Origin of the sequence: Pedobacter sp., assembly GCF_041662865.1 — a bacterium.
Taxonomy (GTDB): domain Bacteria; phylum Bacteroidota; class Bacteroidia; order Sphingobacteriales; family Sphingobacteriaceae; genus Pedobacter.
The window spans coordinates 1-22,833 of the sequence record NZ_JBAZRL010000053.1 but is presented as its reverse complement, the minus strand read 5'-3'; the positions used below and the strand labels follow the sequence as shown (position 1 = coordinate 22,833).

The 22,833-nt window shown below is 34.5% G+C and carries 13 protein-coding genes; 10 read left to right on the top strand and 3 right to left on the bottom strand.

Going from position 1 to position 22,833, the window contains the following annotated elements; all coding sequences use genetic code 11:
- The coding region (locus tag WC622_RS14225) for a penicillin acylase family protein (protein WP_372820368.1) at positions 1-782 on the bottom strand (782 nt) is incomplete at its 3' end.
- Positions 783-972: 190 nt separating this feature from the next.
- Here WC622_RS14225 and WC622_RS14220 point away from each other — a divergent pair.
- From WC622_RS14220 to WC622_RS14175, 10 genes are all read left to right on the top strand, one after another.
- Positions 973-3,900: a TonB-dependent receptor gene (locus WC622_RS14220; RefSeq protein ID WP_372820367.1), complete on the top strand. Its 2,928-nt coding sequence runs from the start codon at positions 973-975 to the stop codon at positions 3,898-3,900.
- Positions 3,901-4,036: 136 nt separating this feature from the next.
- Positions 4,037-5,878 carry a glycoside hydrolase family 13 protein gene (locus WC622_RS14215; RefSeq protein WP_372820366.1) on the top strand — a complete coding sequence of 614 codons (1,842 nt, stop codon included), beginning with the start codon at positions 4,037-4,039 and terminating at the stop codon, positions 5,876-5,878.
- Positions 5,879-5,880: 2 nt separating this feature from the next.
- Positions 5,881-6,531, top strand: coding sequence for a beta-phosphoglucomutase (gene pgmB / locus WC622_RS14210; protein WP_372820365.1), 651 nt, complete (start codon positions 5,881-5,883; stop codon positions 6,529-6,531).
- Between the two features lie 6 nt (positions 6,532-6,537).
- The gene (locus tag WC622_RS14205; protein WP_372820364.1) at positions 6,538-8,862 is read left to right on the top strand and encodes a glycoside hydrolase family 65 protein; all 2,325 of its coding nucleotides are present in this window, start codon (positions 6,538-6,540) and stop codon (positions 8,860-8,862) included.
- On the top strand, positions 8,859-10,682 hold the full coding sequence (locus WC622_RS14200) for an alpha-amylase family glycosyl hydrolase (RefSeq protein ID WP_372820363.1): 1,824 nt from the start codon (positions 8,859-8,861) through the stop codon (positions 10,680-10,682). Before WC622_RS14205 ends, WC622_RS14200 begins: the two co-directional genes overlap by 4 nt.
- A gap of 99 nt (positions 10,683-10,781) precedes the next feature.
- The gene (locus tag WC622_RS14195; protein WP_372820362.1) at positions 10,782-12,194 is read left to right on the top strand and encodes an MFS transporter; all 1,413 of its coding nucleotides are present in this window, start codon (positions 10,782-10,784) and stop codon (positions 12,192-12,194) included.
- 26 nt (positions 12,195-12,220) lie between these two features.
- Complete coding sequence (locus WC622_RS14190; RefSeq protein ID WP_372820361.1) at positions 12,221-14,695, top strand: glycoside hydrolase family 31 protein; 2,475 nt, start codon at positions 12,221-12,223, stop codon at positions 14,693-14,695.
- Between the two features lie 326 nt (positions 14,696-15,021).
- On the top strand, positions 15,022-15,672 hold the full coding sequence (locus WC622_RS14185; protein WP_372820360.1) for an ATP-binding cassette domain-containing protein: 651 nt from the start codon (positions 15,022-15,024) through the stop codon (positions 15,670-15,672).
- Positions 15,673-15,738: 66 nt separating this feature from the next.
- Complete coding sequence (glgB, locus tag WC622_RS14180; RefSeq protein ID WP_372820359.1) at positions 15,739-17,724, top strand: 1,4-alpha-glucan branching protein GlgB; 1,986 nt, start codon at positions 15,739-15,741, stop codon at positions 17,722-17,724.
- A 5-nt stretch (positions 17,725-17,729) separates the two neighbouring features.
- Positions 17,730-18,083, top strand: coding sequence for a DUF6717 family protein (locus tag WC622_RS14175; RefSeq protein ID WP_372820358.1), 354 nt, complete (start codon positions 17,730-17,732; stop codon positions 18,081-18,083).
- A gap of 56 nt (positions 18,084-18,139) precedes the next feature.
- On the opposite strand, the gene WC622_RS14170 is transcribed toward WC622_RS14175, so the two are convergent.
- A complete protein-coding gene (locus WC622_RS14170) occupies positions 18,140-20,701 on the bottom strand; it encodes a CHAT domain-containing protein (protein WP_372820357.1) in 2,562 nt (853 codons plus the stop codon).
- 294 nt (positions 20,702-20,995) lie between these two features.
- Positions 20,996-22,833 (bottom strand): hypothetical protein (locus tag WC622_RS14165; RefSeq protein WP_372820356.1); only part of this gene is annotated, 1,838 nt, incomplete at its 5' end.

Sequence of the window (22,833 nt, the reverse complement as noted above, 5' to 3'; positions counted from 1 at the left end):
AACATTTCAGTATAACCTTTTGGCGTTGGTGGAATTGGAAGTGGAGTAAAATCCCATTTTGTACCTACTGGGATAATCGGATCTTCTTTAAAAGGATAGTCTGGAAATAGATCTTTAGTGATTTCTGGGCCAAACTTTTTAAGAATATTAGTCATGTAAAATTCATCAGAACCCATTGCCAAAACCGCAGACATCTGTTTAAGTAATAAGGCGCATTTGATTGGAGTCCAATCTTCGGGTTTAAAATCCAATAATTTATATTCTATTGGTAAATTTGCTCTAGATAATGAATGGATGTAATCGTTAATTCCAGCAGTATAAGCCAAAATCATTTCTTTAGCTTTTGGATCTGCCATCATTCCTTTTAGTGAATTTTCGGCACCGTAGACCATACCCATTCTCCGCTGATATCTATCTACTTCAATGGCCTTTTTTCCAACGATTTCTGAAATTCTTCCTGCAGCAAATCTAGTTTGAAAATCCATTTGCCAAAGGCGATGCATGGCCGTTACATAGCCTTGCGCATAATACACATCATGGTCGTTTTGAGCAAAAACATGAGGAATCATTCTATCATCAAAAAGAATATCAATCTTATCATGAGCACCTTTAAGAGCAATTTTCTTGTTCGAACTAATCATGCTACTTTCGGCGTTTTGCCAAAAACCAGTAAAAGGGTTTAAAAATTTAAGAATTGGTGGGGTATCTCCAAACTTGGTATTTAAGGCATAAGCTAATAAAATAGGTATTATAATGCAGATGAGGGCTTTTGCTCTATTCATTAGTGTAATTTAAGTTATTGGATTGATTTTGTTCTAATTGCAGAAACATACTTCTGCAATTTACTATAAAATTAAATTCAATTATAATCAAATTAGATTTTGCCATATAAATTTTATACAGAATAGAATTTGTTAGTAACAAAATTTGTATTAAGTTTATAGTAAATAAACAAATATAAACTACTTAAGTATGAAGAAAATTTTTACAAAAGTCATTTTTATGCTTTTTATGTTGCTCACAACTGGGGTTGTAGCGCATGCTCAAAGCATTGTGGTTAGCGGTACCGTTACCGATAAGCTAACTAAAGAGCCTATTCCTGGCGTGAGCGTAACTATAAAAGGGAAAACCATTGGATCTTCTACAGATTTAAAAGGGCAATTTTCATTTAGTACGACAGAAAAAGTACCTTTTACCTTAACAGTTTCTTATATAGGTTATACAACTGTAGAAAGAGAAGTAACAGGTAACACTTCTAACTTAACATTGGAATTAGAAAGTGGAGTAGTTTTAGGGCAAGAAGTAGTTATTTCTGCCTCGAGAACACCAGAACGTATTTTAGAATCTCCTGTTTCTATTGAACGTATTAGTTCAGCTGCTTTAAAAGAACTTCCTGCACCATCTTTTTATGATGCTTTAAACAATCTAAAAGGGGTAGAGATGAGTACTCAAAGTATGACCTTTAGATCAGTTAATACTCGTGGTTTTAATGCTAATGGTAACGTTCGTTTTAATCAGTATATTGATGGAATGGATAATCAGGCTCCAGGTTTAAATTTCTCGGTTGGTAATATTGTAGGTTTAACAGAATTAGATGTTGATAATGTGGAGTTATTGCCAGGCGCTGCTTCTGCATTATACGGTGCTGGTGGTATCAATGGAACGTTATTAATGACGTCAAAAAACCCTTACCAATATCAAGGAGCAAGTTTTCAATATAAAACAGGTATTAACCATGTAAATGATGATAAAACGGGTCAAGGCGTACAAGAATTTAAAGAATTGAATGTGCGTTTGGCAAAATCATGGAATAATAAATTTGGTTTTAAAACATCATTTGGTTTTTTACAGGCTAAAGACTGGGCTGCTACAGATACCAGAAATTTCGATAGAACTGCTCGTCAGTTAAAAAGTGGAGATAGAAATAGTGATCCAAATTATGATGGTATAAATGTATATGGAGATGAGATTAACCAGAATATGATTAATGTTGCACAAAGTGTAAATGCTGCTAATATTGCTGGTATTAATACTGCAACAGGTGGAGCAATACCAAATATTCAAACACAATTAAATGGTATTTTTGGTTTAATAGGAGTTCCAGCAAATGGGCTTCCTACTTCAGCGCAACAAGCTACAGCTTTAAGTTTATTACCAGCAGCTTTGAGACCTACTGTTCAAGCTTACTTGCCATTTTATGTAGGATTAAGAAGTATGCAACCAGGTCAGCCTGTACAGTTGCTAAGTAATCAATTTGTATCAAGAACAGGTTATAATGAAACTGATTTGGTTGATTATGATACTAAATCCTTAAAAACATCAACCTCTTTACACTATAAATTTAATAACACTGTAGAGGCAATTGCTCAAGCTAATTGGGGTACTGGTACATCAGTTTATACTGGTACAGATCGTTACTCATTAAGAAACTTTAAAATTGGTCAGTATAAATTAGAACTAAAAGGACAAGATTTCTTTTTAAGAGGATATACCACTCAAGAACGTTCTGGTGAAGCTTACAATGCAACTATTTTAGGTACATTCATTAATGAAGCTTGGAAACCATCTACTACTTGGTTCCCTCAATATATTGGAAATTATGTTGGTGCTAGAGCAGCTGGACAAACAGATGCCGCTGCACAAGCATTCGCAAGATCACAAGCAGATATTGGTCGTTTAATACCAGGGTCAGCTGGTTATGAAACTGCAAAAAGCACAATTGCATCTAAAACTATTGGTCCAGCAAATGGAGCTAAGTTTAACGATAAAACCAATTTATATCATTATGAGGGTATGTACAATTTCTCGAACGCATTTAACAATGTAGTTGAGTTAATCGTTGGCGCATCTTATCGTGATTATTTCTTACATTCTGATGGTACAATATTCGATGATGCTAATCGTGATATTGTAATTAATGAATATGGTGCTTACGCACAATTGGGTAAAAAATTTGGCGACAAATTTAAAATGACGGTTGCAGGCCGCTACGATAAAAGCAAAAACTTTGAAGGTAGACTTACCCCTCGTATAACAGGCGTATGGACTGTTGCTCCAAACAATAATATTAGAGCATCGTTCCAAACAGGTTACCGTAACCCAACTACACAAGATCAATATATTGATTTAGCTGTAGGTGGTGGTTCAACTCGTTTAATTGGTGGTTTGCCAGAGTCAATCAATAAATACGGATTAAACACAAATAAAGGTGTTACATCTGCAAGCTATAAAGCATTCTTAGCTTCAGTTGCTGCTGGGGCTCCAAATACTACATTATTGCAGCCATATACTTTTGATGCTGGTGGTTTACGCCCAGAAAGTGTTAAATCTTTTGAATTAGGCTACAAAGGTTTAGCTACAAGAACCTTATTGATTGATGCTTACGCTTATTATAATATCTACGAAGACTTTATTGGCGGTGTTGAATTATATCAAAATCCAACTACAACAGCTGTTAAATTTAGCGTACCTGTAAATATTGCTACAAAAGTTAAGTCTTATGGTGGTGCTTTTGGATTAGATTATCAAGTAGGTAAGTTTAATTTTAATGGAAATACGTCTTATAATAAATTGAGTGATATTCCTGCAGGATTCGATAACAACTTTAACACTCCAGAATGGAGATTTAACGCGGGTGTTGGTAGCAAAGAAATCATTAAAAACTTTGGTTTCAATGTTCAATACCGTTGGCAAGATCAGTTCTATTGGAACTCTACTTTTGCAACTGGAACAGTTCCATCATACTCAACATTTGATGCGCAGGTTAACCTAAAAATACCTTCGGTTAAATCTGTTGTTAAACTAGGAGGTTCAAATGTTTTAAATAAATATTACAGCACTTCTTTTGGTAATCCAGAAGTTGGTGCACTTTACTATTTATCATTTACATTTAATCCATAGTAGATTTTATATTTTATTAAAAAGCTTTCCGAATATATTTTCGGAAAGCTTTTTTGTTTACGATTATATTTTAAAAAATCTTTGCGTTTTAACTTAAAAATTAACACTTTCGTTAGAGTTATCAACCAAATATAAAATGATAAAGAAATTATTTCTCTTAACAGTATTTCTATCGGCCCAATTTCAAGTGCTTAAAGCTCAAATGGCTAGCCTAGAAAGAATTGAACCTTTGAATTGGTGGGTAGGTTTTAAAGATCAATCACTTCAATTACTAATAAGGGGTAATCGAATTTCTGATAAAACCGTTACGCTCAATTATCCAGGAGTGAAGCTGGTAAGTGTTCAAAAAGTAGAAAATCCTAATTATCTATTTGTAAACTTGCAAATTTCTTCAGCTACAAAATCGGGAACGTTCCCAATCACTTTTACTAAAAGGGGAGAAAAACCAATTAAGTATAGTTATGAGTTAAAATCGAGAACAAACCATACTGAAGGAGTAACCAATAAAGATCTTATTTATTTAATTATGCCAGATCGTTTTTCTAATGGTGATCCAAGCAATGACAAGGTAAGCGGAATGAAAGACATGACATTGAATCGCGATTCAATGTATTATAGACATGGAGGAGATATTCAAGGAATTATTAATAATTTACCATATCTGCAAGAACTTGGTGTGACTACACTTTGGCTAAATCCAGTATTAGAAAACGATGAATATAAAACATCTTATCATGGTTATGCTAACACAGAAAACTATCAAATAGATCGACGTTTTGGAAACAATGGCCTTTATAAAAAACTAGTAGATGAATGCCACAAACGCGGGATGAAAATGATTAAAGATTTGGTGCATAATCATATTGGCGATCAGCATTTTTTGTTTCTAGATCCGCCAGCAAAAGATTGGTTTCATCAATGGCCAAAATATACTGGTACAACCTATAAGGATCAAGTTTTATTTGATCCATATGCAGCAAATGCTGATAAAAAATTAATGTCGGATGGTTGGTTTGATCGTCATATGCCAGATGTAAATCAAGAAAATCCATTAGTAAAAAAATATATTACACAAAGTCATATTTGGTGGATAGAATATGCTGGATTAGATGGATTTAGGTTAGATACATATGCATATAACAACCTTAAATTTATGGCAGAATGGGCAAAAGCAATTACTAGAGAATTTCCAAAGTTCACTTATTTTGGAGAAACTTGGGTTCATGGAACTGCTAATCAAGTTTTTTTTACCGAAGGAAGTACTGTTAACCAACATTTTGATACTGGATTACAAGGCGTAACCGATTTTCAAACTTATTTTGCAATAAATGAAACATTAAATGGAAAATTTGGCTGGACAGAGGGTGTAAATAAATTATACACTGTTTTAGCAAGTGATTATCAATATAAAGATCCCACTAGAAATGTGTTGTTTTTGGATAATCACGATACAGATCGGTTTTTATCAAAAGTGGGTGAAGATTTTAATAAATATAAATCAGGCATTATCTTATTACTTTCGTTACGTGGAATTCCTGAGATGTATTATGGTACAGAAATTTTGATGAAAAATTTTGCAAATCCAGATGGTAAAGTACGTGATGATTTTCCCGGAGGATGGATAGGAGATAAAACAAATAAATTTACAGCATCCGGCAGGAATGAAAAGGAAAACGAAGCATTTAATTTTGTCAAAAAACTAGCTAATTACCGTAAAAATAATTCAGTGTTACAGACAGGTAAGTTAATGCAATATGTGCCAGAAGATGGTATTTATGTATATTTTAGGTACAATGAACAAAAAACCGTAATGGTGGTATTGAACACGAATGAACAAGCCAAAGAATTAGTGACTAGTCGTTTTTCGGAGAGAATTGGAAAACATCAAACATTGTTGAATCTCATAACGGATCAAAAAATACCAATTAATACAATAAAATTACCAGCAAATACATCTTATATCTTTGAACTACAATAAATATGGCTAACCTAAAAGCGTGTATTTTTGATCTTGATGGCGTTATCGTTGATACTGCAGTATATCATTATAAGGCATGGCGAAGATTAGCTAATCAACTTGGATTTGATTTTACAGAAGAACAAAATGAAGAACTAAAAGGCATTAGCAGAATAGAGTCGTTAAAAATTATATTAAATTGGGGTGGTGTAAGCAAAACTGAAGAAGAAATGCAAGAGTTGGCTACGCTAAAAAATAAGTGGTATGTTGAGATGATTACTAAAATGACACCCAATGAAATTTTACCAGGTGCTAAGGAATTTTTAATAATAGTAAAGGCAAATAATTATTTAACGGCGTTGGGTTCGGCAAGTAAAAATTCGGAAACAATATTAAATCAGATTGGCTTAACCCATATGTTTGACGTCTTAGTGGATGGAAATAAAGTAACCAAATCAAAACCAAACCCTGAAGTTTTTTTAGTTGGCGCACAAGAGTTAGGCGTTAAACCCGAAGAATGCGTAGTTTTTGAAGATGCAATTGCAGGTGTTGAAGCAGCGAAAAGAGGAAATATGAAAACGGTTGGCATTGGCAAACCTGATGTATTGAGTGGATCGGATTTAGTGATAGAAGGATTATTTGAAATGACTATTGAAAAATTGGAGAATTTATAATTAAGAATGAAGAACTACATCAAATATAACGAGTGGCAGATTATTGAAGAGGGATTTGATCCGCATTTAAACAAAATCTCTGAAAGTATATTTAGCCTAGGTAATGGAAGAATGGGTCAGCGAGCCAATTTTGAGGAGCAATATACCGGAGAAACTTTACAAGGAAATTATGTAGCTGGTGTTTACTATCCAGATAAAACTCGTGTAGGGTGGTGGAAAAATGGATATCCCGAATATTTTGCCAAAGTATTAAATGCAACTAATTGGATTGGAATTAATATCATAGTTAATGATGAAGTTCTCGATTTAAATACCTGCACGGTTTTAGACTTTAGTCGTATATTGGATATGCAACAGGGTACACTCACTAGAAAATTTGTTGTGGAATTAAAAAACGGGAACGTTCTCGGCGTAGAAGCAGTTCGTTTTTGTAGTTTAGTGGATGATGAAGCTGGAGCAATTAAATACACCATTACTCCGCATAATTTCGACGGTAAAATTACGATTGAATCTAGTTTAGATGGAGATGTAAAAAACCAAGATTCAAACTATGATGAAAAATTTTGGACTGAAATAAGCAACAAGCAACAAGATGATTTTGCGTTGCTAACTATGGAAACCAAAAAAACAACTTTTTGGGTTAGTTCTGCGATCTACACAGGAATTCATCAAGATGGTGTAGCTTTAAATGTAAAACCTAAATTTTCTACTCAAGAAAAACAGGTAGTGCAACAATTTTCAGTTAATGTTACAAAAGATCAAGCAACTACTATTTATAAATATGCAGTTAATCTTTCCTCAGAAAATCACGATAAAACAGAAATAGAAAACGCTGCAATTAAAGTCTTAAAAACTATTGTTGCCAAAGGGTTTGATCAAATGCTGGAGGAGCAAGCAAACGCATGGGCGACTAAATGGCAAAATGGCGATGTAATAATTGAGGGCGATGTAGCAGCGCAACAAGCAATTCGTTTTAATATTTTTCAACTGCATCAAACTTACACAGGTGAGGATGCTCGTTTAAATATTGGTCCAAAGGGATTTACTGGTGAAAAATATGGCGGCTCAACCTATTGGGATACTGAAGCGTATTGTTTGCCTTTTTACTTGGCAACAGCACCACAAGAAGTCTCAAAAAACTTATTAATTTATCGTTACAATCATTTAGAAAAAGCAATTGAAAATGCAGAGAAATTAGGTTTTACAGATGGTGCTGCATTATATCCAATGGTAACCATAAATGGTGAAGAATGCCACAATGAATGGGAAATTACCTTTGAAGAAATCCATAGAAATGGTGCTATAGCTTTCGCCATTTTTAATTATATCCGTTATACAGGAGAGCAGAAATATTTAGCGGAATACGGTTTAGAAGTATTAATTGGTATTGCTCGCTTTTGGTCGCAACGTATTAATTGGAGCATCGAAAAAGAGAAATATGTAATGCTTGGCATAACTGGTCCGAATGAATATGAGAATAACGTTAACAATAATTGGTATACCAGCACAATTGCAACCTGGTGCTTAAAATATACAATGGAAGCAATTGCTCAAGTTAAAGCAGATGATGAAAAGAAGTTGGATCAAATACTAACTAAAACCAATTTCAATTTAGCTAAGGAAACGTCGCATTGGCAAGATATTATCAATAAAATGTTTTACCCTGAAGATGGAAAACTAGGAATTTTCTTGCAGCAAGATGGATATTTAGATAAAGAACAAGTTTTAGTAAAGGATTTGCCAGCAGTGGATAGACCATTAAATCAAAAATGGAGTTGGGATAGAATTTTAAGATCGTGCTTCATAAAACAAGCTGATGTTTTACAAGGAATTTACTTTTTTGAGGAGGATTATGATATAGAAACCATCCGCAGAAATTACGATTTTTATGAGCCACGAACCGTTCACGAAAGCTCTTTATCGCCATGCGTACACGCTATTATTGCTGCAAAACTTGGCGATTTAGATAGAGCATATGAATTTTACTTGCGTACATCTCGCTTAGATTTAGATGACTATAATAACGATACGGAAGACGGTTTGCACATTACTTCTATGGCGGGAACGTGGCTAAGTGTAGTAGAAGGTTTTGGTGGAATGCGCATTAAAAACAATCAACTGCATCTTCACCCTATATTGCCAAAAAAATGGAAATCTTATTCTTTTAAAATAGGTTTCAGACAAGCGATAATTACCGTTAAAGTAAATCAGCAAAAAGTGAGTTTAAATAATGAAAGCGAGAAAACTTTAACCTTAAACATTTTTGGCGAAGACCATGTTTTACAAGCTAACGGAGTTTTAGATCTGGACACACAACTTACCATCAATTGAAAGCAGGCATCAAAATAGTGGTATTGATGGTCATAATTTGTGGCTTATCTGCTTGCGTAAGAAGAAATAATTTGCAAATGTTAGATTCAAATCAAACAACCAAAGAGAAAATTGAAAATAAAAAGGTGGTGATTTATCAAGCGCTTGTCCGTTATTTCGGTAACAAAAATACCACCAACAAATATTTCGGCTCAATTGAAGAAAACGGGAGCGGAAAGTTTAATGATATTAATGAAAAAGCATTACAAGAATTAAAAAAACTAGGCGTAAATTATATTTGGTACACAGGTGTAATTGAACATGCAACCATGACAGATTATTCGTCGGCTGGAATTAAAGTTGATGATCCAGATATTGTCAAAGGAAGGGCAGGTTCACCATACGCCATTAAAGATTATTACGATGTTGATCCAGATTTAGCGGTTGATGTGAAAAATCGCATGACAGAATATGAAGATTTGATAAAGCGTACGCACAATCAAGGGCTAAAAGTGTTAATGGATTTTATTCCTAATCACGTGGCCAGAACTTATCATTCAGATGTTAAACCAGCCAATGTAATTGATTTAGGCGCTAATGATGACGTAAGCAAAAGCTTTGATCCAAATAATGATTTCTATTATATTCCTAACCAAAAATTTAGTGTTCCAGTAGGCTATAACTCAGGAGGAAATGAATATAAAAGTCCTTTAAAAGATGGAAAATTTGAAGAAAATCCTGCTAAGGCAACAGGAAACAATGTATTTAATCAAGCTCCAAAATTAGACGATTGGTTTGAAACCATTAAATTAAACTATGGTTTTGATGTTCAAAATAGCAACGCAAAACATTTTGTACCACAACCTCCTGTTTGGAAAAAGATGCGAGATATTTTGGCTTTTTGGGCATCGAAAGGAGTGGATGGTTTTAGATGTGATGTAGCGGAAATGGTACCCGTAGAATTTTGGCATTGGGTAATTACAGATTTGAAAAAGAAATATCCAAACTTAATTTTTATTGGCGAAGCATACGATAGAAATCTATACAAAGACTTTTTAGTAAATGGAAAATTCGATTTCTTGTATGATAAAGTAGGTTTATACGATGGATTGAAACGTTTAATAACCAACGATAACAAAGCAACTGTAAAAGACATCAGCTTTGTGTGGCAAAAAGAAAGTAATGGGTTTTCTCAGCACATGTTACGCTTTTTAGAAAACCATGATGAAACTCGAATTGCTTCTAAAGCATTTGCTGGAAATCCGTGGTATGCTGTACCAGGAATGGTGATTACTGCAACATTATCTTCTGGTCCTGTTATGATTTACAATGGACAAGAAGTGGGTGAACCTGCAAATGGCACAGAAGGCTTTGGTGGCGATGATGGTAGAACGTCAATTTTCGATTATTGGGGAGTGCCTCAACACCAAAAATGGATGAATGATGGTGCATTTGATGGAGGGAAATTAAATGAGGATGAGAAAAAACTCCGTCAGTTTTATAGTAAATTGCTAAATCTCGCTACTACAAACGAGGCAATTTCTAGCGGTAATTTTTACGAGCTTTTACAAGCAAATAAAACATCAATAGGTTTTAACGATAGAGTTTACGCATATTTAAGATACACTGAAAGCAAACGAGTTTTAGTAATAGCAAATTTCAATAGAAATGAAGTTAAGTTAACTATGAATCTGCCTAAAGATGTACTAGAAGCATTTAACTTAAGTGGCAAAATTACTTTTACAGATTTACTATCAGATATTAAATTTAAAACTGAAAATATAACTAACGGACTGAATATTACAATGGCAGCTACTAGTGCTGTCATTTTAGAATTTTAAATAATGCTTGTCATGTAGAGTGCAACGAAAGGATCTCTCGTAATAAATTAAATTCTTCGCTTCGCTCTAAAGGACAAAACAACCTAACCAACTATAACCATGACCGATTTTTCACGTAAACCAAAACTTTCATTTTGGAGCATCTTTAACATGAGCTTCGGCTTTTTGGGTATTCAATTCGGCTTTGCCCTACAAGGCGGCTTTATGTCTCGAATTTTTCAAACCTTAGGTGCAAGTCAAGATAGCATACCTGCCTTGTGGGTCGCAGCTCCTTTAACAGGTTTATTAGTGCAACCTATAATTGGTTATTTGAGCGATAGAACTTGGAATCCAAGATGGGGAAGAAGAAAACCATTCTTTTTAATAGGAGCGGTATTAAGTACGATTGTCTTGTTTTTCTTACCAAACTCTCCGGTGTTATGGATGGCAGCAGGATGTTTATGGGTTTTAGATGCATCTATCAATATTACAATGGAACCATTTAGAGCTTTAGTTGCCGATAAATTACCAGATTCACAGCGCTCTTATGGTTTTGTGATGCAGACCTTAATTATTGGTGTGGGCACGTGGATTGCCAGTAATTTGCCTTGGTTGGTTAATCAATTAGGCGTTTCAAATGAAGCCTTACCAGGAATCGTTCCTTTATCCGTAAAAATAGCTTTTGCCATTGGCGGAGTTGTCTTTTTAGGTTCGGTTTTATACACCATTTTCACTACTTCAGAATATCCACCAGATGATTTAGAAGAATTTAAAAAAGAAAATGAGCAGAGTAAAGGTTTTTTAAATGGATTTAAAGAAATTTTATCCAGCATCACTCAAATGCCTAAAACAATGAAATTACTAGGTGTAATTCAGTTTTTTAGTTGGTTTTCATTTTTTGCAATGTGGAGTTTAGCTACACCAGCGCTAACTACACATGTTTTTCATGCCCCAGCCCCAATAGAAAGTGCTTTTAACATGGCAGATGAAAGTTCAAAAGCTTTATTTATGTCGGCAAGTAAAGCATATAACGACGCTGCCGATTTAGTGGGTTCTTACATGGGTATGTACGGATTATCATCAATGGCATTTGCGCTTTTGCTTACTTTTTATGCAGCTAAAAAAAGTATCAACAGAAAATATATTCACATGTTTAGTTTAATTGCGGGCGGATTAGGGTTTATTTCGATGTACTTTATTCAAAACCCACAACAGCTAATTTATTCCTTTATTCTAATTGGAATTTCGTGGGGTAGCATACTCTCTATGCCTTACGCTATGTTGTCTAGTGCTATAAATCCTAAAAAAATGGGGATTTATATGGGGATTTTTAATATGTTTATTGTAATTCCGCAAATTATCGCTGCAACAGGTGGGTTAAACTATTTATACCACTTAATTTTTGGTTCAGCAGTAATTAATGCAATGCTATTAGCAGGTACTTCTTTACTAATTGGAGGCTTAGCTAATTTCTTAATTACCGATAAAAAAGTAATTACGCATCAAGCGGAAGATACAGAAGTATTAAGTTAAGCGTACAACAGCAGTTAAATTTTTTTATGGAAGAAGAAACGAATAGTGAAGAGAAACAAATTATAGCAGAAACAATAGGGTCACAAACAGAAGAAGAAATTATTCAGCATCTTAACAATCCGGTAACTACTTTAAAACCAATAGTAAAACAATATTTAACGGCAGTAAAGGGAGTTAAAAAGGAAGGGAACAAGTTTTATTTTTCTGATGGAAATGCCAGAGTTGAAGTAAGAGTTGTAAGTGATGAGATCATTAGAGTGCGGTTAGCACCTCATGGGGTTTTCTTGGATGATTTTTCTTATGCAGTTCCACTAGTAGATCAAAAAGTAACCACATTTAAATTAGAAGAAAACGAAGAGTATTATTCAATTTCTACCAATACTGTAACCTGTAAAGTAAAAAAGGAAGATTTCTTGATTTCTTTTACAGACAATACAAGTGGTATGGTCATGACTCAAGATACTTCCCCAATGCATTGGGAAGAAAACGTAGAGTTTGGTGGTTATTATGTATATGCGACAAAAGAATGCTTACCAGAAGAAAACTTCTTTGGTTTAGGAGATAAATCTGGCAACATGAATTTACGTGGCAGAAAATTCCAAAATTGGAATACAGATGCTTATTCATTTGGTTGGGATCAAGACCCTTTATACCGTACTATTCCTTTTTATATAGGCATCCATCAAGGCGCTGGCTACGGAATTTTCTTTGACAATACATTCCGTTCTTATTTTGATTTTGGTAAGGAAAACGGAACTAAAACTAGTTTCTGGGCAGATGGAGGTGAGTTGCAATATTATTACATTCATGGTCCACACATGATGGATGTGGTGAAACGCTATCAAACCTTAACAGGAACGCATCAATTGCCACCAAAGTGGGCTTTAGGTTTTCATCAATGCCGTTGGAGTTATTATCCAGAGAAAAAAGTAAGAGATATTGCAGAAAGTTTTAGATCATATCAAATTCCTTGTGATGCGATTTATCTCGATATCGATTACATGGATGGTTATCGTTGCTTTACCTGGAATAAAAAATACTTTCCAGACCCTAAAAAGATGATCAAAGATTTATTGAACATCGGTATGAAAACCGTTGTAATGATAGATCCAGGAATTAAAGTAGATGATAATTATTGGGTTTTTAAGGAAGGAAAAGAAAACAACTACTTCTGTCGCCGAAGCGATGATTATTTTATGGAAGGTCACGTTTGGCCTGGTCGATGCCAATTTCCAGATTTTACTAATCCAACGGTAAGAGAATGGTGGGGAGGTTTATATAAAGAACTTGTAGATTTAGGCGTAACCGGAGTTTGGAACGATATGAATGAACCAGCAGTTTTTGGTGCTGGAACTTTTCCAAATGATGTAAGGCACAATTATGATGGCTATCGCGGTTCGCATCGTAAAGCACATAATGTGTATGGCATGCAAATGGTGCGTTCTACCTACGATGGTTTAAAGAAATTGATGCGAAATAAACGCCCTTTTACCATTACTAGAGCAGGTTATTCGGGTATGCAACGTTATGCTTGTGTATGGACAGGAGATAATGTCGCAACCTGGGAGCATTTAAAATTGGGGAACATCCAATGCCAACGTATGTCGGTTTCAGGTGTGCCTTTTTGCGGAACAGATATTGGCGGTTTTAGCGGTGAGCCAGATGGCGAATTATTTACACGTTGGATCCAATTGGGTACTTTTTCTCCATTTATGAGGGCGCACTCTGCAGGTGATACTGCCGAACGCGAACCTTGGAGTTTTGGAGAGCCTTTTACCAGTATCAATCGTAAATTTATAGAATTAAGATATCGATTAATGCCGTATATCTATTCGGTTTTTTGGGAACATCACCGTTATGGTTTCCCAATTTTAAGACCGTTGGTAATGTTGGAGCAAGACAAAATCAGTAATCATTACCGTCAGGATGAATTTACATTTGGCGATAAGATTTTAGTTTGTCCTGTGTTAGAACAAGGTGCAGTTTCTAGAATTGTGTATTTGCCAAAAGGACAATGGTACAATTTCTGGACGCACGAGCTATTAAATGGAGAAAATGAATATACTATTGACGCTCCATTAGAAGATATGCCTCTGTTTGTGAGAGCAGGATCAGTAATTCCAGAATATCCAGTCATGCAATATGTAGGTGAGAAACCAATAGACGAAGTTTGGTTAAATGTATATTATGCAGATTACGAGGTAAATTCATTCTTATTTGAAGATCATGGAGACACGTTTGCCTACGAACAAGATATTTACCTGGAGAAGAAATTCAGTGTAAAAGGAGATGGTAAAAACTTATTTATCAAACAAGATACCGAAGGTTTGTATACGCCAAACTATGAATTGTACGACTATAATGTAATCGGCTTGCCATTTAACGTAGGTAAGATTTTTGTCGATGATAAAGAAGTTACAGATTTTAATATCGATGAACGTGGTAGATTAAGATTTAAATCGAATAAAAACTTTATACATATTAAAATTATAGGGGCGTAAATTTTCTTTAGAAATAGAACTATGTATAAGAAATTGATATTCATTTATGGTCATCATTTCAAACTAGTTCTATTTCTTAATCTCTGTTTAAACCTATTCTTCGCTTATTTATTCCTCCTAAAAGGATTTGATAAGATTCCATTGTACAATCTTGTCATAGCCTTTAAATTACTAGCCTATGCAACAACTTTAGGAATTGAAAAGTTATTGTTTGCACAACGAAGTTTCTATTACCGCAATTTGGGGTTAAGTTATCGCAAATTATTCTCCATCCTTTTCACTATAGATTTCACTATTTTTCTTACACTCTTAATATTTGCCTTCGTATGCAAGAGCTTTATATAGATAGTGTAAATCATCGTTATGGAGATCAAGAGATATTAAGTAGCGTTTATTTGAGTTGTAAAGTAGGTGAGGTTATCGGTTTATTAGGAAGAAATGGCTCGGGGAAATCAACCTTGTTAAAGATCATTTTTGGTAGTATTCAACCAAAGTTTAAACACTTAAAAGTTGATGGAGAGTTTAAATTAAAAGGCTACCTAACACATCAAATTTCTTATCTCCCACAAGGATATTTTATTCCACACTATTTGAAAATTAAAGACTTGATCGATTTATATATTAATCAGTACAAAGAACAAATTCTTCAACTAGATGTTTATAAATCAAACTTAAATGAGCCTATTGGGAATTTATCTGGTGGAAATAGAAGATTGGTTGAAGCTTTATTAATTGTCTACAGCGATGCCAAATACGTATTATTAGATGAACCGTTTTCTCAATTAGCACCCTTACTAGCACATGAGTTAAAAGAACATATTTCTAAATTAAAACACCAAAAGGGGTTTATTATTACAGATCATTATTACCGTCAAATTATGGAAGTTTCATCTCGCATAATGCTACTACACAACGGGTGTAATTATACCATTAACAATGAAGATGATTTACAATTGTACAACTATTTACCCAAATAATAATTCAATTAAAAAGGTTAAGCTAGTATTTAAACAAGTAAATTAGGAGGTGTAAATTTTCGAACTATGGCCAACACAAAAAAAAGTACCCCTGTCAAAAAAACAAAGGCAATACCAAAGGAAAATCCATTTACAGATTTTACTAAAAGTGTTTGGGTACATAGTTTACTTACCGATTTCGATGTTTCATTATTTGTATCAGGAAAGCACTTTCGTTTGTACGAAAAAATGGGTGCGCACCTATGTACGGTCAATAAAATCAATGGAACTTATTTTGCTGTTTGGGCACCCAACGCACAACAAGTGGCAGTTATTGCCAATTTTAACGGTTGGAACAGAGCAAGTCATCCACTTAATAAACGCTGGGATGCATCGGGTATTTGGGAAGGATTTATTCCGCATGTAGGCAAAGGCGAAGTGTACAAATATTATATCAAAGGTTTCGATGGAAGTGATATAGAAAAAGGAGATCCGTATGCCTTGCGTTGGGAACATCCCCCACAAAAAGCTTCAATTGTTTGGGATACCGATTATTCGTGGAAAGATAAATCGTGGTTAACAAAACGCCCAAAACTCAATGCACTCGACCAACCGATGTCCGTCTACGAATTGCATTTGGGTTCTTGGCAACGCGACCCAAGTAATCCAGAACGAGTATTGAGCTATGGCGAAATTGCTAAAAGCTTAGTCCCTTACATTTTGGAGATGGGTTTTACGCATGTAGAGCTCATGCCTATTATGGAGTATCCGTATTACCCATCTTGGGGATATCAGATTACTGGATATTTCGCCGCAAGTTCTAGACACGGCGCTCCGCAGGACTTAATGCACTTAATAGAAGAACTGCACAAAAACAATATCGCTGTCATACTTGATTGGGTTCCATCACATTTCCCTGGAGATGCAAATGGCTTATATAATTTCGATGGTACACATTTGTTTGAACATGCCGATATGCGCAAGGGTTTTCATCCCGATTGGAAATCTTACATCTTTAATTACGATAGAAATGAAGTTCGTTCATTCTTAATCAGCAATGCGTTATTTTGGATAGATAAATACCATGCAGATGGTTTACGAGTAGATGCAGTAGCTTCTATGTTATATTTCGATTTCTCGAGAACTGCTGAGGAGGCGGGAACAAATGAGTTTGGAGGAAGTGAAAATTTAGGTGCTATTCAGTTTCTGAAAGACTTAAATGAAGCTATTTATGGTAATTACAAAGGTGTACAAACCATAGCCGAAGAAAGTAGCACTTTTGATGGTGTAACACGACCAGTTTATGCAGGTGGTTTAGGCTTTGGCATGAAATGGATGATGGGATGGATGAACGACACCTTGAAATACTTCAAAAACGATCCGATCAATAGAAAATTCCATCATCATCAATTAACGTTTAGCATGACATATGCCTTTACGGAAAACTTCATGTTGCCTTTTTCGCATGATGAAGTAGTGCATGGCAAATCATCTATGATTTATAAAATGCCAGGGGATGAATGGCAGAAATTTGCTAACCTGCGTACACTTTATGCCTATATGTTTACACATCCAGGCACTAAGTTGTTATTTATGGGTAATGAATTTGCACAAACCAACGAGTGGAATTTTACTGAATCGTTAAACTGGGATTTAGTACAACATGCACCCCATGCGGGTATGCAACAATTAGTGAAAACTTTAAATCAGTTGTACCGAAAAGAACCAGCTTTATATAAATACAATTTCTCTTATGAAGGCTTTGAGTGGATTAATGCAGACGATGCAGATAACTCAGTGTTTATTTATGCCAGAAAATCTGACAAAGCAAAAGATACCTTAGTTATTGTGCTTAATCTTACTCCAGTTTACCGAGAAAATTTCAGAATTGGTATTCCGATGAAAGGCAAGTGGAAGGAAATATTTAATACCGATGCTACAGAATTTTATGGTAGTGGAAAATTAAATACGGAAAGCTTGCCAGCGGAGAATATTCCCTTCAATAATCAGAAACAATCTATTTCAATTAATATTCCGCCATTGGGTGTAGTTATTTTTAAAAAAGGTGTTTAATCTAAATGGTAAAAAGAGACTTCGAATTTTATAAGAACGAAAAGAAAGAATGGTATTTGAATTTACCAGAGTGGGATGGAGATCCGGAAGATTTGCAAATGGTAGAAGGAGCCGATAAATGGCTAGATCTAGTAAGCGACAATACCTCAACTGTAAAACTCACATTATCCGACGAACTATTTGACAGCGCTGAAATACTCACACTTTTACGTATACGTGAAGATAATTTAGGCGGTGGTGGCATTTATTTTTTAGAAAGCTATGAGGGTAAAAAACTTGATTTAAAGCTTTGGTTATGCGAAGTAACTAGCTTTGTTTTTAAAACTATTCCACAGAAAATTTATTTTAATAAGCTGTAATAACGTCATACCCAATTTAATTGGGTATCGTAATGGTATTTATACTAACGAAAGCTTTAAGATCCCCACCTGCGTGAGGATGACGACAAAAATGAATGCCTTCTGAATATAAAATAAACTACAATTATAAAAAATAGCCCAACACCAATCCCAGCCCATAATCCCCAATTTATAGCAGGCTGCACATCTATTTGTTGGTCTGTACCCATATAAATTAAACTATCCCAATAATAAGGTAAATAAAATGCATCGGTAGTTTGGTTAGCGTTTAACCAATCTAATTTAGCTAAATGCAAAGCTTCACCATTACTTTTATGCGCTACTAAATGTTTGTAAAAATTACCAGTAATTACCGACGCTGCAACGTCATTCACGTTCCATAAACCCGCAATTGTAGCTGGTGTACCTATGGCATTAAATCCTCTAGATAAACTAATAATTCCTTCACCATTTGCTAATAAACCATCTGCCGTTCGACAGGCACTTAACACAACTAACGATGGTGCGCTTTTCTTCGCAGCAAGTTCAAATAAAAAGATTTTCTCGTTACCAAAATCTAATGTAGGTTCTTGGCTATTGCCAGATAAATAAGCATGTGTACCAATATGTAAAATCCTACTTTCTTCAAACGCGTCGATAAACGTTTTTGCATTCACTTCCTCATTAAATAGAAACTTTCCACGTATTAATTTTTTGATGCCATCTGCTTCATCTTGCACAGCTTTCAACGGTTTGTTGTTGTTTTTTTGATGCGTAATAAAAAGCCCTGCAAAATCTTTAGAGTTAACTGCAGTTTTGTTAGCAGTTAATGTTTTAAGTGAAAAAGCATAGGTTATGGCAGTGTTCTTTATAAGAAATGGCCAGGTCGAAATGTTTGGGGTGTAGTGGTTAGTAGTAATTAATCCATCAAAAGAGATGTAACCTAAAACTTCATCAGGCACTATAATAACAGCTTCATTTTTAGTTAAGTTAATACCTTTTAAAACAGATTGATAAATTTTATTTGATGCTAAAAAGAATTCTTTAGGCGCATTTAACATAGCACTTGGCCCATGCAGAAAATAAATATCTGAATATGTTTTTATGGCTGATTTTATACCCAAGGCATTCTCTATTCTTATTACATCATCTATTTTTCTATCCTTAATATCGATGAGATAAATGGCATTTTTTCCAACGAAATACTCCAATATTCTTTTGCTTGGCAAAGCCGATAATAGAGTAGGAACCTTAACTTCATTATCAAAATTAAACTGTTTATACTTTTGTTTAATCTGTTTGTTAATTAACGCAAGATCATATTTTAAAGAAGCTATAGTTTTTGCATTTTCATTCTCTTTTGCCTCTAAAGCTTGTTTTTCGTTATAAACGATAGCTCGCTCCAATGCTTGTTTTTTTATAAAAAGAGAATCCTTTTTGTTAGCTTCATTTAACAACTGATTTCTATTAATCTGATCTAGAAGTGTTCTGGCCTTACTTTGCTCAGCCAAATCTAAAATCCCAATCAATAAGCTCTTATCTCTTGTTTGTTGATAGAGATTAAAACTAATATCTATACCTCTTTCAGCTATAACTTTAAGGTCAGCTTGTAAACGCTCTTTTGTTTCATCATCTGCAAACTCGCTTCTAATTTTATCGGCAGATAGCAGCGCCAATTTTATATGTTGAAAAGCTGCGGTAGGTCTTTTAAGTAGAAGATAAGCATTTGCCATTTGCTCAAAAACCTCTACCAATTTATTGTCTCCATATATTTTGCTGATAATTGGGGAATTATTTTTATCAACGATTTTTAAAGTAGCAAGTGTTTTATCAAAGAACTGCAAGGCCACCAACGGATGATTTTGCAGCAATTTTATCCGGCCGAGCTGAGTTAAAATATTAGCTTTTTCTCGTAAACGACTACCCGAATCATATCTATTCAATATGCTTAATGCTTTGTTAAAATATTCATCAGCTTTTTGCGCTTTGTTTAATGCTAAATAGATATTGCCTGCAGTTGTGTAAGCACTCATTAACCAATACCCATTTTCTGATTTTATATTTTTCTGTTTGCTGATATTAGTTTCAATCAGTTTTTCAGCTTTTGTGTATGCTCTTTGATCGAAAAATATATCAGCTAAAATGTTGTTTAAAATGATGTCGACTTGTGTACTTGGTTTTACCAATGCTAACCCTGCTTTTATACTTTTTTCAGCATCGCTAAAATTTCCCATAGAACGATAAGAAATAGCCATGTTGCTATACACAGCAGCTATGTTTTCAGGCTTATCTTTTGTTTGAATAAGAAAATTAACTGCTTTTTGTTGAAGAAATAATGCTCTTTCATAATCGCCTAAGCGTGTATAATTGTTGCTTAATGGCTTTAAAGTATATTCGACAATATCATAACTGGCAACTTTGTTTTTTTTGTAATACACAAATGCCGCTTCATAACTATCAATAGCTGCTAAAATATTTCCAGCTAACAATTGATAATACCCTTGTGTATTTAAAAGATCGAGATAAGCATAATACTCATCTTGTGATTTTGGTTGGCGCCAAAGCTTTTTCTGCGTTTCGAGTAAAAACAATAATCGCTGCTGCGGATTTAAGCTCACATAGTCTAGCCTTTCGTACAACCATTCATTTAAATTGTTCTTTTTTTGAAGGGAATCTAGTTTACGTTTTACAACATCACCCTGTGCATAAACGAAGCTGTTTAAGCAAAAAAATAAGAAAATAAGAGTGCAACGTAAAAGAGCTGAACGCATAACTAAGATCGCATTTCAGCTAATTTATTAAATTGATTTGTTATTAACTAGAGGAGTGTTACTCTGATAGTTTTGGAATTAACACCCCGGTCTTCGACCACCCCTCTAAAAGAGGGGTGCCTGAAAGGCAGGATGTTAATTTATATAGAGATGAGATTATTCTTATAATTTCCAAGTTACATACGTTCCCATTCGACTATTACTAGTTTTTGGATCATATATGTATCTAAACCCAATAGATGGCCCAACATGCACTAAACCCAATTGTACATCCGCAAAAAAGGAAGCATTGATATCTGAAAAACGCTTTGTTAAATCACCTGCAATTACGTTTAGATTTAGTTGTGTGCCACCCGCTTGCGTAGGAACCAACCTGTATCTCAACTCATCTGTAGATTTATCGTATAAATTAACAGAAACCAACGTTCCTGCACCAGCACCAATGTATTTATTTATGTTATATCTAAACTGTAAGGGAACAGCGTTAATAGTCATAATTTTAGTAGTTCTATAATACTCTTTTTTATCAATCCGATAAGGGGTTTTATTAACTACCGTATCTCTCAATCCACCAGTAGTTGAATTCACCAAAAAAGTATTTTCTTTAAAGGTATTCAGGTAAACTTCTACTTGCCAATACGAACGATGCGGTGCATAAGGTGCCAAACTTGCACCAATTACAAAGTTTTTATTGTTTAAATAATTTCTGTTATCTGTTTGAAAAGGAAAACCATAGCCTACGATTAATGCAGGAGATAAGCCCATTTTAAAACGACCAACGGCTCTGTTGGTGTAAATAGGTTCGTTTTTATCAAATACAATGGCTGCTCCACTTTTAATAGGGAGTTTTTTTGGTTTCTCTTTAAATCTGATTTTATATTCAACAAAACCCATGGTAGAGTCTGCATCATTTACGCCCTTTTGCTGTAATCCCGGCAGATAAATATTGCTAAACACAAAGTGAACACTATCTGTTCCTTTAATCGTTTTAATGCAACTTTGTCCTGAATATGCTGAATCACAATTAACTACTTCGGGTTTTGTTTTGGTTACCCTAAGTGTAGTCATGCTAAAAACTTCAGAAATATTTGCTCCAACATCAATCTTTTTTGCTGGACCTTTTCCTGTATTTTGAAAACGAATTTTATACGTTAATTCTCTATTCTTTCCCGTAAAACGATAGTTCATTCTACTTTTTCTAAGCACCATTTTATTCGGATCATGAGAAGCAACAATTTGCAATTCCATGTTAAAAAATTCAGTTTCTAATAAAGGATTATCTGGAATAAAAACCGCAGAAATTCTCACCACCGCATTGGTATCCTTTACCATTTCTGGTGTGGTTTTAAAATGCATAAAAAGAAAACGTTCTTCGTCTTGTTTTAAGTTTTCAAATCTCCAGCTTTCACTACTCTTAAAATCCTTTGTTTTATCTTTTAACAGTACTTTTTCATCATATGCCGTTGTATTTGGTAGCTCATTTGTTAAAGAAGCATAGTAAACTGGGCCATTTTTTTTGCTCGGCACATAAGCCGTAGTTAGCATCGATTTTAAATCACCCTTTTTCTCGTTGTTGTATGTTCTAGTTTCTGCTAATACAAAATTGTTATTGGCAAATTCTCTATCATTATATAAAATGGCAACTGTACCACTTACATTTTGTTGACCATTTGTGGCTTTATTTCTATAGCCAAAAACCAACATCATATCATCCCCTGGCTTGGGCATACAATTACGTTTTAGCTCTATGTTTCCGCCCATTTTAAATAATCCAGAGGGATCATTAGACGCCAACATTGGTTTAGTAGCAAGAGGTTTTATTGGTCGTGGTTTAGTAGGTGGGCGTTTACCATCATCGTAATTATTAGTCGCAAAAAGCCTTACCATTACCGAATCGGTTTTTTTGTAATGATGGATAGGATCTTTCTCAAAACTAAAACCACCATCGCCAAACTCCCAAAAATAAGTGTATAATGGGGCAGGAGCTCCAGCTATTTGCC